The organism is Coprococcus sp. LG101-27 (genome assembly GCF_027695515.1).
Taxonomy (GTDB): Bacteria; Bacillota; Clostridia; order Lachnospirales; family Lachnospiraceae; genus Allocoprococcus; species Allocoprococcus comes.
The window spans coordinates 54,420-67,139 of the sequence record NZ_JAQEUJ010000002.1 but is presented as its reverse complement, the minus strand read 5'-3'; the positions used below and the strand labels follow the sequence as shown (position 1 = coordinate 67,139).

Genomic DNA, 12,720 nt, shown 5'->3' with positions numbered 1-12,720 from the left:
TGGCAGAAAATTTGTATTGGCGGTGTAAGAAGATGAAAAATCCTTTAAAAGTAGTATGGATCGTGCTTGGATTTCTTTGTCTGGGACTTGGTACGATAGGAATTGTACTTCCTATCCTGCCAACCGTTCCGTTTTATATGGCAACACTGTTTTGTTTTGCAAAGAGTTCTAAGAAACTGCACGACTGGTTCATAGGAACGAATCTTTATAAGAAACATCTGGACAGTTTTGTTCAGAAAAGAGCCATGACAATGGGAACAAAATGCAAGATTATCGGAATGGTAACGGTAGTCATGGCAATCGGCTTTATCTGTATGAAGAATGTACCAATCGGAAGAATCTGTATCGCAGTTGTGTGGGTATGCCACCTGTTTTACTTCTTCTTAAGAGTTAAGACAGAAAAGCCTGAAGCTGAAATGGCAGAAAGCGTAGAGTAAGATGGACAAAGTAGAAAAGAAACGGCAGAAAGAACAGTATGTCGTGGAAGAGATGATCCGGCTGTATTGCCGAAAAAAACATCCGAAAGAAAAAAGACAGGAAGGGCAGATGTGTCCTGACTGTCAAAAACTTTCGGATTATGCAAAACAAAGAAGTCAAAAGTGTCCATTTATGGAAGAAAAGACGTTTTGTGCGAATTGTAAGGTACATTGTTATAAGCCGGAGATGAGAGAACAGATCAGGCAGGTTATGCGGTTTTCAGGACCAAGGATGCTGTTGTATCATCCGGTGCTTGCTATCTGGCATCTGGTGTGTAGCAACAAAGAGAAGAAAAAGTAAGGAGTTACTTATGATTAAAACAAGACTGGTGGGGCTGTTGTCCCACGCAAAAAAGTATATCGTGTATACGATTTTGTGGCAGTGGGCAGCCCTCCTGTCGCAGGTATTGGCAGTCTTTTCTATCGCAGATTTACTGGAACGGGTCGTGTACCGGGCAGTAACCGTACCGATCATTGAACGGACGATACTGATTTTAGTCCTGGTTGTGGTGATCCGGTTCGTATGTGAACGGATGGGAGCAAGGTCTTCCTATCTGGCATGTGTGGATGTAAAGCGAATTCTACGTGAAAAGATTTATGAGAAAATGTTAAAGCTGGGAGCTTCCTACAGTGAGCAGGTATCCTCTTCGGAGGTCGTACAGGTGTCAACTGAGGGTGTGGAGCAGTTGGAAACATACTTTGGAAAATATCTTCCACAATTATTTTATAGCCTGATCGCACCACTGACATTATTTATCATTCTTTGCAGAGTGAGCCTGAAAGCGAGTGTGATCCTGCTGATCTGTGTACCGCTGATCCCGATTTCTATCGTGGTGGTACAGAAGATTGCAAAGAAATTACTGAATAAGTATTGGAGCATCTATACTGGACTGGGAGATTCGTTCCTTGAAAATTTACAGGGACTTACCACACTGAAGATTTATCAGGCAGACCAGCAGAAAGCAGACGAGATGGATGTGGAATCCCAGAACTTCCGTAAGATTACGATGAAGGTGCTGACCATGCAGCTCAATTCAACCAGCGTGATGGATATTGTGGCGTATGGTGGAGCAGCGATCGGTATGGCAGTCGCGGTGTCCGAATTCTTAAAAGGAAATATCAGCGTGGCAGGAACGTTATGTATCGTTCTGCTTGCCAGCGAGTTTTTCCTGCCGCTCAGACTGCTTGGTTCATTCTTCCATATCGCAATGAATGGTATGGCAGCGAGTGATAAGATTTTCAAGATTTTAGATTTACCGGAACCACAGGCTGGAGAAAAAATACTGCCGGAGGTCGCGTTAGATGTTACATTAAAAGATGTGCACTTTTCTTATGAAGAGGACAGAGAGATTTTAAAAGGAATCAATCTGAATCTTCCGGCAGGAAGTTTTGTATCTCTGGTTGGTGAATCCGGATGTGGTAAGAGTACGATTGCAGGAATCCTTGCAGCAATGCTCATGTGCCATAAAGTAACACACTGATAAATGCAGACAGCCAACCTCTATTCCGTATAAAATGGCATATATGGCATTTCAAATATGTGGTTCAGAAGTAGAAGAAAACTGAAAACAGTATTCCACAATTTGAAAGGATAGAGGTAATTGAGCATGGAAAAAACAGTATATATCACAGAGGAAGAACGGGAAAAGTGTCGCAAAGTGATTGATGTGTTTGAGGAACTGTACGAAATAGAGGACGAAGATATTTTGTTGGTTGATGTTGGTAGGTATGGCTTTGTTAAACTGCAATGCTATACAGCGTCACATGGCTTTGAGGAGCTTGACACCTATACAGACAGTAACAGCTTATTTGAGGGGCTTTGGGAGGAATGGCTTAGTCTAAATGTATTTTTGCTTGCGAGAGAAATGCAGTTAGCTGATGTTCTTTATGATGATTTATTCAACAATCTTCCAAAGGAAAAACAGTCAGAGCTTACCGGGAGAAAAGACTACTTTGCAAAAAAGGCGGGTATCACTCTGTAAAATGAATTTTGCAGAAAGGAAACGCTCTATGTAGTGGATAAAAAAAGATTAGAATGGCTCTGTATATAATAACATACAGGGCTTTTCTTTTCCGAACCAACGACCAAAAGACAAACATTGTGGAAATGTGCATAACAGGCTATGGAATCATGGATAACTCTATTCACAGCACATGGAAAAGCTAAAGTGCAGCTTTCCCACGTCCTGCAAACAGAGTTACCCACAATTCCATGATACAGTCAGTTATACACATTACGCACAATGCCGACTACTACGGAATCCAACTCATTTTTTCACAGAACAAGATTTGCTTTTACAGAAAGAGATTATAGGTTGGAATGGAGATACGGGAGCCTGCATAGAGCACAGTGGAAAAGTTGAAGAAACTGATTGAGGAAGAATTTGTCGGGCTTGTGTTTCTGTCTGCTGAAGATATGGAGTAATAGCAAATTGGGACATAGCGGTATAACTGCTTTGTCCCAATTTGTTTATTGCTTAAATTACACGTCCGTATTAGAATTGATATGCTTGCAGAAATCAAATATCTAACATACTTCTTCCCACTATAATAATACCATACAAATTTTATAAATACAAGACTGTTTATATAAGCTGACACATGCTAAACTAGCCTAGCAATGTTTCAGTAAAACTTTCTTTCATTTTTCAAGGAGGTCATAATCATTATGGGGAATAATCAGACAGAAAAAGCGTTTGAAGAAAAAAGATTAGCACAAACAATCTCTTTAGCCGAGGAACAATTAAAGCAGGCAAAAGAAGCGGCAGACAAAAAGAAATCAGAAATTATCGAAGCCAAAAAAGATGTGCGTGAAAATACAGAACACGGCATTACATCACTGTACACATCAGACGGTTTCGAGGCACTTGTTGAATTAAGCCAATATATCAATCCTGTTACAGACAAAATTATAGATTATGAAGAAGAAGAACATAAAATACTTCTGTTAGAAAAGATGATAAAATCGCCCTATTTTGCCCGAATTGATTTTAAATTTGATGATGAGGACGAATTTGAAAAAATATACATTGGACGTTCTTCTCTACGAAAAAACAGCTATCAAGAGATGTATGTTTATGATTGGAGATCGCCGATTGCCAGTGTTTTCTATCGTTTTATGACAGGCGAAGCGTTTTATGACGCTCCATGTGGACGAGTAACAGGTGAACTCAATTTGAAACGCCAATATGAAATAAAAAACGGAATACTGGAATATTTTTTTGATTCAGATGTTCAGATTGTTGATGAATTTTTAAGGCAATTACTGTCACAAAACACTACTGCTAAAATGAAAGCTATTGTTGAAACAATTCAGCATGAACAGGACGTGGTTATTAGAGATATGGAAAATGACCTGCTAATGGTACAGGGTGTAGCGGGAAGTGGAAAAACCTCTATTGCTCTCCACCGGGCTGCTTATCTTATGTATCAAGGTTTACAAACAAAGCTGTCCGCAAATAACATTATGATTATTTCCCCAAATTCTATATTTGAGCAATATATTTCAAATGTATTGCCCGAATTGGGAGAAGATAATGTTATTTCTTCCGTGTTTGAAGATATACTTAGTGAGTTATTAAATGGCAGGAAAATTCAGTCAAGAAATGATTTTTTAGAAAACTTGATTGTCAATTCAAAATACAAGGAAATTTCAAGAAATAGTATAGAATTTAAAACGTCAAGTTTTTTTAGGGAAATTTTAGACCAATTTCTCATTGATATACCCCGCCAGTGGATAGAATTTGAAGATGTTTATTATGAGGGAAAATGCGTTGTAAGCGGGCAAATTCTAAAAGACAAGATATTAGGAAGACCAGAAACACCATTAGGCATAAAATTAGAACAATTAGAAGATTATATTTTAGAACAAATATTTGGAACAGGAAAAGGGCGGGGGCATAAAGAAGAAAAAAATCTAATCAAGCAGGAAATACAGAAATTTATAAAAATTGACATTGTTGAATTATATAAAATATTATTTAGCAATGAAGCCTATTTTTATAGCCTGCTGCAAAATAGCAATCCGTCACAAAACATAAAAAATATTTGGAAATATACTAAGGAAAATTTGGAAGCAGACAGCTTGTATTATGATGACGCAATAGCAATCGCTTATTTGTATTTAAAAATATACGGAACAAATAAATATAAAAATATTAAGCAGGTAGTCATTGATGAAGCACAGGACTACTACCCTCTCCAATATGAAATATTTAATTTGCTTTTTTCTAATGCCAAATTTACTATTTTAGGAGATATGAAACAGACTCTTGCCAAAAAAGAAGATATTTCTTTCTACGAACAAATTCAAAAAATATTGAACAAGAAAAAATCTTCTCTTATTATGTTGGATAAAAGTTTCCGTTGTACGAATGAAATTTTAAATTTTAGTTTAAAGTTCATTGAACAAAGTTCACAGATAAAAAGTTTTAATCGGAATGGCGATAGCCCAAAAGTATATATTGCTGATAATTCCGAAATCTTCATTGATGAAATTGTTAAGGAAATAAAATTATGCCAAGAGAAAGGGTTTCAGTCGATATGCTTAATTTGTAAAACCGAAAAAAATTCAACCTATCTATTTAATAAAATTAAACACAAACTTGATATTCAATTAATTAAAAATGGGAGCGTATCAGATTTACAAGGCGTGTTTATCTTACCAGTATATATGTCAAAGGGATTAGAATTTGATACTGTCTTAATTTGTGATGCAGATAGCCAAAACTACCATGATGAAGATGATAAAAACCTCTTATATGTTGCCTGCACAAGAGCGCTTCACAAACTTAGCTTATTTTGTGAAAATGAGGTTAGCCCGCTGATATAGATAAATTTACAATATATTGAATTGCCTAAATGCCAAACGCAGCGTAAGTGCATATGAACAAAATGATAATAATTAGACAGACCATCTTTCTCTTTTAATGGCATTAAATTGACATTACGCTCTCTATCATATATATTTGTTGCTTACTGTCAAAAACACGACAGAAAAATATAGTTTAAATTCAACGGATAAAAGAGGTAATGAACATGGGGAAATTACTACTGCTGACACTTAACGAACAAGAGGAAACAGCGATTGACAAAATCATATCGGCAATATCTGATTATATACAGATTGAACCCATGCAGATCACAACCGCTTCCGTGTTATCTTTTCCGGGACTGGAAATAAAGCAGAACCAACGCCGGGTATTTCAAGACGGGGAGGAAGTAAGCCTTACCCGCCTTGAATACAGTACCCTTGTATATCTTGCTTCCAACCCCGGCATTGTCCTCACACGGACACAAATATTTGAAGCCGTTTGGAACATGGAAAGTGAAAGCTGCCAGTCAAGCGTTGCAAATGTGATTTACAACCTGCGGAAAAAAATAGAGCCGGACAGCCGCAAGCCCATTTACATAAAAACCGTTTTAGGTATGGGCTACAAGTTTGCTTCCGGGGAATGACAACAGAATAACCGCCGCCCGTTACAGCGGCATACCATGACAGGAAATCAGAAAAGGTTTCCTGTTTTTTTGCGCCAAAAACCGCGCTGATTTTCCAGCTTTGTCGAAAAGTTTTATCAAAAAGTTTTTCAAAACTTTGCCATATTTGCATTTCTCTGCGTAGTAAGGAGTAAAGGGGGAGTTTCGCCGTTTTCTTAGAGCAAGATTCTACCGCAGTACCAAAATTCGCTTATCGCTCATTTTGCCCCTGCGGGAATCTTGTTGGGGAGTGCCTTCCCCAAACCCTGCCATGCGGCTTACGCCGCTTAAAAATCCCTCAAAATATTTTTTCGGATTTTTCAAAAACAGTTCCGCTTCACACCCTGTTTTTCTCCTATTAGTGAGAGGACACCATACACAGAAAGGAGGTCTGTCGACCATGAAACGATACAACACACCGCACCGCAGCCGGGTAGTCAAAACACGCATGACCGAGGAAGAATACGCCGAGTTTGCAGAAAGGCTTTCTGCCTACAACATGAGCCAAGCCGAGTTTATCCGGCAAGCCATAACCGGGGCAGCCATACGCCCCATCATAACCGTTTCTCCCGTCAATGATGAGCTGCTTGCCGCTGTTGGGAAGCTGACCGCCGAATACGGCAGGATCGGCGGCAACTTAAACCAGATAGCCCGGACGCTGAACGAGTGGCACAGCCCCTACCCGCAGCTTGCCGGGGAGGTACGGGCGGCGGTTTCCGACCTTGCTGCCCTAAAGTTTGAAATCTTGCAGAAAGTGGGTGACGCTGTTGGCAACATTCAAACATATCAGCTCTAAAAATGCCGACTATGGCGCAGCGGAAGCCTACCTCACATTTGAGCATGACGAGTTTACCATGAAGCCCACCCTTGATGGAAACGGGCGGCTGATACCGAGGGAGGATTACCGCATTTCTTCCCTCAACTGCGGGGGCGAGGATTTCGCTGTTGCCTGTATGCGGGCGAATCTCCGCTATGAGAAAAATCAAAAACGGGAAGATGTGAAAAGCCACCACTATATCATCAGCTTTGACCCACGGGACGGGACAGACAACGGCTTGACCGTAGACCAGGCGCAGGAGCTGGGCGAGAAGTTCTGTAAAGAGCATTTCCCCGGACACCAAGCCCTTGTATGCACCCACCCGGACGGGCATAACCACAGCGGCAATATCCATGTGCATATCGTCATCAACTCCCTGCGGATTTATGAAGTCCCGCTTCTGCCCTACATGGACAGACCAGCCGATACACGGGAGGGCTGCAAGCACCGCTGCACCAACGCCGCTATGGAATATTTCAAGAGTGAAGTCATGGAGATGTGCCACCGGGAGGGGCTTTACCAAATCGACCTCCTAAGCGGCAGCAAGGAACGGATAACGGAACGGGAATACTGGGCGGCAAAGAAAGGGCAGCTTGCCCTTGATAAAGAGAACGCCGCCAGAGAAGCCGCCGGACAGCCGACCAAGCCCACCAAGTTTGAAACGGACAAGGCGAAGCTGCGCCGGACGATACGGCAGACACTTTCTCAAGCTACCAGCTTTGACGAGTTTTCTTCCCTTTTGCTGCGTGAGGGTGTGACCGTCAAGGAGAGCCGAGGGCGGCTTTCCTACCTCACGCCGGACAGGACAAAGCCTATCACAGCCCGGAAGCTGGGGGACGATTTTGACAAGGCTGCTGTCCTTGCCCTGCTTACACAGAACGCCCGCAGAGCCGCCGAACAGACCAAAGCCATACCCGAATACCCTGCCGCAGTTAAAAAGCCGTCACAAGGGGAAAAAACCACAAAAACCACCCCGGCAGACAACACCTTGCAGCGCATGGTTGACCGGGAAGCCAAGCGAGCCGAGGGCAAGGGCGTGGGCTATGACCGCTGGGCGGCAAAGTACAATCTAAAGCAAATGGCGGCTACCGTTACCGCCTACCAGCAGTACGGCTTTTCTTCCCCGGAGGAACTGGACGAAGCCTGTTCTGCCGCCTATGCCGCCATGCAGGAAAGCCTTGCAGAGCTGAAGCAGGTGGAAAAGACGCTGAACGGGAAAAAGGAGCTGCAACGACAGGTGCTTGCCTATTCCAAGACCCGCCCTGTCCGGGACGGGCTGAAACAGCAGAAAAACGCCAAAGCAAAAGCAGCCTACCGTCAGAAGTACGAAAGCGACTTTATCATAGCAGACGCAGCCGCCCGCTATTTCAGGGAGAACGGCATTTCCAAGCTGCCGAGCTATAAAGCCCTGCAAGCAGAGATTGAAACCCTTATCCAAGAGAAAAACAGCGGCTACAACGATTACCGGGCAAAACGGGAGGAATACCGCCGCTTACAGACTGTCAAGGGCAATATCGACCAGATTTTACACCGGGAGCGCAAGCCTGTGAAAAGGCAGGAACAGGAACGATAAAAACCGCCCCAAAATGTACCCGAACCTATACAGAACAAGGGGGCTGCCCCGTACCCTATCCGCAAATACCAAAGGATTTTTTAACGGGCTTATAGGGCAGAAAAACCCCGAAAATGATACCGAGATGATACAGAATTACCGCCGATACCGCCACACCAGCGGAAACGGCAGAAAGGAGCGCACCCATGCCAAGAATGAGCAAGAAACGGCGGCTGGAATGGTCTTTTTTCCTGCGGCAAGTGAAAGTCGGGAATTCCACCTGCGACCGTATCACATACAATGACCTCTGCCGGGGCTGTACCCATAGCTGCAAGCAGAGCTTCCGGGCGATTATCATACTCTGCCCCCACTACTACTCCAAACGCCGGAAAAAGGAGGACAGGGACAATGGCAGATAACCGCAAATATTATTACCTCAAGCTGAAAGAGAACTTTTTTGACAGCGACTCCATTGTGCTGCTGGAAGATATGAAAGATGGGATTTTATACTCCAATATCCTCTTGAAGCTGTACTTAAAATCGCTGAAAAACGGCGGGAAATTGCAGCTTGACGAGCATATCCCCTACACAGCGCAGATGATAGCGACACTGACCCGCCACCAGATAGGAACGGTTGAGAGGGCTTTGGAGATTTTCCGGCAGTTGGGGCTTGTGGAGCAGCTTGACAGCGGGGCTTTCTATATGACCGACATTGAGTTGATGATAGGACAGTCCTCTACCGAAGCCGAGCGAAAACGGGCTGCAAGGCTGGAAAACAAGGCACTTTTACCGCCACGGACAAAAGGCGGACATTTGTCCGACATTCGTCCACCAGAGAAAGAGATAGAGTTAGAGAAAGAGATAGAGATAGAAAAAGAGAGAGAGGGAGAAACGGGACACCCCGCCCCCGCCGCTTATGGCAGATACAACAATGTGATACTGACCGATACAGAGCTTTCCGGGCTGAAAACAGAGCTGCCCGACAAGTGGGAGTATTATATTGACCGGCTTTCCTGCCATATCGCTTCCACCGGGAAGCAGTACCACAGCCATGCAGCCACCATTTACAAGTGGGCGCAGGAGGACGCTACAAAAGGCAAGGCTGCCCCAAAACAGGGCATACCCGATTATTCATGCAAGGAGGGCGAGAGCTTATGAAAAACGAGATTGAAGCTATGATTACGGACATTACAGCCACTACCTCCGAAGCGGAGGACTACACAGGCGAGGACGGGCTTTTATACTGCGGCAAGTGCCATACGCCAAAAGAAGCATACTTTCCAAAAGAAACCGCCCAATGGTTAGGGCATGACCGACACCCGGCAGAGTGCGACTGCCACCGGGCAGCCCGTGAAAAACGGGAAGCCGCTGAAAGTCGACAGAAGCACCTTGAAAAAGTGGAGGACTTGAAACGCCGGGGCTTTACCGACCCCGCTATGCGGAACTGGACATTTGAGCATGACAACGGCAGAAACCCGCAGACCGAAACCGCTCGCTTTTATGTGGATAGCTGGGAAACCATGCAGGCTGAAAATATCGGCTACCTTAAAATGGAGTACAGTTTATAGTAGTGTATAGCGTGTACCAAGTTATAATTATGGGGTTGAAAATAACAGTATACACAGATAATGTGGAAAAATGTGTATGACGTTTATATAGAAAATAACATTGAAAAAAGAAATTCAAGAATGGGTAAATTCATTAAATTTAAAATAGAATAATAATTACATGAGTGACAGAAGATAAGAATCTGAATTCCCTGTCACTTTTATATTATTTGATAAGAAAAAAGAACTGGTTTATATCCGATAAGAATATAGACTGGTTCTTATTTTTAATATGCTATTATATACACAGGGAGTCGGGGAATGTCGAACTATAGCAAGCCGGAAAAGAAAGCATTGATATCGGTATGAAAGAGTTTTGCAAGTGCAACTAATTCAGATGCCTTAATGTTCATGCGATTTGTTTCCAGTTTGGCATAGGTACTTTTGGTGATGGAGATACCCATAAGATTTAATTTTGCAACTACTTGGTCTTGAGTCATATTGTTTTTATATCGAATTGCTTGGATATTTTTACCAATATCCATATCTGGTCTAATCTTTTGCATAATGATGAACTCCCCTTATAAAATAAAAAGTTTCGTAATACAGAAACATATATATTGATTCTAAAGAATTTAAATTTTATAATGTTTCGTAATAAGGAATTATTTTTAACAGGAAGAGGTAAAAGTATAATGGATGTGGAGATGGAAAAGAGAAAATTTTTAAATCTATGTGGCAAAAGAGATCGAGCATTATTGTCAGGTAAAAAAAGAATGACATTGGGGGATATGGAACGATTGACATATCTGACAGAATTTTTTGAACTGGAGAACTATGGAATCGCCTTATGGAAAGAATTTGGTGATGATGTAAAAGAGCCATTTGAAGCGATGATGAAAATGTTAGATGAGCCGGAGTGCATAGAAGATCGATGGCTTGATGACGAAGCAAAAGGGGAAAAGTGGTTGTTAGAATTTCAGGAACTGGCATTAACGGAAGAATACAGGGAATGGATTCGAAATTATATCGATAAAAAATATGAAGAAAGAGGATTACCATATCCGACAGGAGCAGACTTCGATTAAGAGGTCTGCTTTTTTCTGGTCTTTTGGGAGGTGATAAGAGGTGGAAGTAAGTATTTATGAACTCTTGGCGGCAGCAAGAGAATCGGCTAAATCTGATTATATAAAAGGGGACAGCATTTTGTGTGAGAAGAGATTTCATCCAGATACCCATTACATGGTGGAAATGGAGCTGTTAGAAAATGATAACAGGCTGGGAGAAAAGGGGAATTATATACGGAAGTTTTTGTCAGAACCGGAGTATCTTCCCATTTTACAAAAGCAGGAAAAACATCTCATAAAAATAAAAAGACAGGCAATTGTTCAAAAAGGAAACTTGCGATATATCCCTCCCCCGGACAGGCCGAACCGCCACCGGGAGAGGGATCTTTTATAACCGGCTGGGAAGGAACAGTAGTGTTCCTCTGGCGATAGTGGTATAAAAAAGCCAGATTTTCCGCAGGTTTTGGGACACTGGAACATAGAAAAGTGTTCACGAATGGCACTTTTGCAACGATCCGTTGCAGCAGTGAAAGCATTTTTGACATTACGTTAAACAGAAAAATGAAAGGATGTGATTGCGATAATCATAGGAATTGATCATGGCTATTATGCAATAAAAACAAGACAAGTGTCTTTCCCAAGTGGAATTATCAGGTATGATTACGAGCCGTATACCATGCAGAATGTTCTGCAGTATCAGGGAAAGTATTATGTCTGTGGTACGGGAAGACAGACGCTGGTAAAAAATAAAACGTCCAATGATAATTATTATCTGCTGACGTTGGCAGCCATTGCAGAAGAAATCAAGCATCGGAAAGCGGAACGAAAGACAGAGGTAATTCTGGCTGTCGGACTTCCGCTTTCAAGTTTCGGAAGAGAGAAACAGGGATTCAGGGAGTATCTGTTGCGGAAAGAGCAGCCAGTGCGATTTTTATATGAAAGTGAATTATATGAGATAACAATAAAAGATGTGAAACTGTTCCCACAGGGATACTCTGCGCTTGCTCTTCATCCAGAGTATCTGAAAAATGAACCGTCTGTTCTGCTTGTTGATATTGGTGGCTGGACCGTTGACCTTATGAGGCTGGACAATGCTGTTCCGAATGCAGCAACGTGCAGGAGTTTGGAGCTTGGAGTGATCCGATGTATTGATGAGACAGCAGAACAGGTGCGTAGAAATACCGGACTGTCTGTAACAGAAACTCAAATTGAGCGTGTGCTTCGGGGGGAATCTTGCAGTATGGCAGAGGAGGTCAGACGGATTATACAGGAAAGCGGACGGAAATATATAGAAAGAATATTGTCTGCGGTGACAGAATCTGGGTTTGATCTCCGGGCAGTACCAACCGTATTTATGGGTGGAGGCTCCGCAATTTTAAAACGCCACGTGACCGCACAGGACGCGATTTGCCGCCCCGTTTTTATAGAGGACGTCCATGCCAACGCAACAGGGTATGAACGGATTGTAGAGCAGATGTGGGCGAGATGACACGTCCGGTATATTCGTTCCGCCCAAACCTGAAAAATCCAGAACACCAGAGGGCATGGGAGAAATTTCAAAGTGTTCCAGAAGGGCAGAAAAGCCAGTATCTGGTTCAGGCAATTCTGGAAAAAGAGGATCGGAAATGGCTGGAAGAAGTCATTCAAAAGACGATAAAAGAAAGTGTTCGGGAATTAGGAATATGTGGCACTACGGAACAATTGAAAACGAAACCATCATCGGAAGAAATACCAGCTCAGATGATGGATTTTTTATCTCAAATGGAAAATTTGTAAAGGGGGTGAG

General features: G+C 42.5%; 14 protein-coding genes and 2 pseudogenes. 15 read left to right on the top strand and 1 reads right to left on the bottom strand.

From position 1 onward, the window contains the following. Positions 1-32 precede the first annotated feature (32 nt). The 11 genes and pseudogenes from PG766_RS02830 to PG766_RS02780 form a co-directional block, all read left to right on the top strand. Entirely contained in the window at positions 33-437 is a 405-nt protein-coding gene (locus PG766_RS02830) for a YbaN family protein (protein WP_118198594.1), read from the top strand. Position 438: 1 nt separating this feature from the next. Continuing rightward, a complete protein-coding gene (locus PG766_RS02825) occupies positions 439-777 on the top strand; it encodes a nitrous oxide-stimulated promoter family protein (RefSeq protein ID WP_117527746.1) in 339 nt (112 codons plus the stop codon). Positions 778-787: 10 nt separating this feature from the next. After that, a pseudogene (locus tag PG766_RS02820) lies at positions 788-1,927 on the top strand (ABC transporter transmembrane domain-containing protein); the annotation flags it as partial. A 156-nt stretch (positions 1,928-2,083) separates the two neighbouring features. Next, positions 2,084-2,458 (top strand): hypothetical protein, encoded by a 375-nt coding sequence (locus tag PG766_RS02815; RefSeq protein ID WP_002591345.1) that lies wholly within the window; start codon positions 2,084-2,086, stop codon positions 2,456-2,458. A 686-nt stretch (positions 2,459-3,144) separates the two neighbouring features. Then, positions 3,145-5,307: a HelD family protein gene (locus tag PG766_RS02810; protein ID WP_117500820.1), complete on the top strand. Its 2,163-nt coding sequence runs from the start codon at positions 3,145-3,147 to the stop codon at positions 5,305-5,307. A gap of 206 nt (positions 5,308-5,513) precedes the next feature. After that, positions 5,514-5,933: a winged helix-turn-helix domain-containing protein gene (locus tag PG766_RS02805; RefSeq protein ID WP_173821045.1), complete on the top strand. Its 420-nt coding sequence runs from the start codon at positions 5,514-5,516 to the stop codon at positions 5,931-5,933. A gap of 418 nt (positions 5,934-6,351) precedes the next feature. Continuing rightward, a complete protein-coding gene (locus PG766_RS02800; protein ID WP_109056364.1) occupies positions 6,352-6,747 on the top strand; it encodes a plasmid mobilization protein in 396 nt (131 codons plus the stop codon). Further along, positions 6,719-8,341 carry a relaxase/mobilization nuclease domain-containing protein gene (locus PG766_RS02795; protein ID WP_270590378.1) on the top strand — a complete coding sequence of 541 codons (1,623 nt, stop codon included), beginning with the start codon at positions 6,719-6,721 and terminating at the stop codon, positions 8,339-8,341. Before PG766_RS02800 ends, PG766_RS02795 begins: the two co-directional genes overlap by 29 nt. A gap of 185 nt (positions 8,342-8,526) precedes the next feature. Next, the gene (locus PG766_RS02790) at positions 8,527-8,739 is read left to right on the top strand and encodes a hypothetical protein (protein ID WP_039891482.1); all 213 of its coding nucleotides are present in this window, start codon (positions 8,527-8,529) and stop codon (positions 8,737-8,739) included. Beyond that, positions 8,729-9,478, top strand: a complete 750-nt coding sequence (locus PG766_RS02785; protein WP_097780040.1) for a phage replisome organizer N-terminal domain-containing protein — start codon at positions 8,729-8,731, stop codon at positions 9,476-9,478. The genes PG766_RS02790 and PG766_RS02785 overlap by 11 nt, the downstream gene beginning before the upstream one ends. Continuing rightward, a pseudogene (locus PG766_RS02780) lies at positions 9,475-9,867 on the top strand (ATP-binding protein); the annotation flags it as partial. The gene PG766_RS02785 and the pseudogene PG766_RS02780, both read left to right, overlap by 4 nt. A gap of 329 nt (positions 9,868-10,196) precedes the next feature. Here PG766_RS02780 and PG766_RS02775 read toward each other — a convergent pair. After that, positions 10,197-10,433, bottom strand: a complete 237-nt coding sequence (locus tag PG766_RS02775) for a helix-turn-helix domain-containing protein (RefSeq protein ID WP_005341369.1) — start codon at positions 10,431-10,433, stop codon at positions 10,197-10,199. Between the two features lie 225 nt (positions 10,434-10,658). On the opposite strand from PG766_RS02775, the gene PG766_RS02770 reads away from it, so the two are divergent. From PG766_RS02770 to PG766_RS02755, 4 genes are all read left to right on the top strand, one after another. After that, complete coding sequence (locus PG766_RS02770) at positions 10,659-10,955, top strand: hypothetical protein (RefSeq protein ID WP_227084812.1); 297 nt, start codon at positions 10,659-10,661, stop codon at positions 10,953-10,955. A gap of 40 nt (positions 10,956-10,995) precedes the next feature. Then, a complete protein-coding gene (locus tag PG766_RS02765; protein ID WP_161169722.1) occupies positions 10,996-11,328 on the top strand; it encodes a DUF5720 family protein in 333 nt (110 codons plus the stop codon). A gap of 186 nt (positions 11,329-11,514) precedes the next feature. Next, positions 11,515-12,423 (top strand): ParM/StbA family protein, encoded by a 909-nt coding sequence (locus PG766_RS02760; protein WP_195512899.1) that lies wholly within the window; start codon positions 11,515-11,517, stop codon positions 12,421-12,423. After that, the gene (locus PG766_RS02755; RefSeq protein ID WP_118626984.1) at positions 12,420-12,710 is read left to right on the top strand and encodes a plasmid segregation centromere-binding protein ParR; all 291 of its coding nucleotides are present in this window, start codon (positions 12,420-12,422) and stop codon (positions 12,708-12,710) included. The genes PG766_RS02760 and PG766_RS02755 overlap by 4 nt, the downstream gene beginning before the upstream one ends. Positions 12,711-12,720 lie beyond the last annotated feature (10 nt).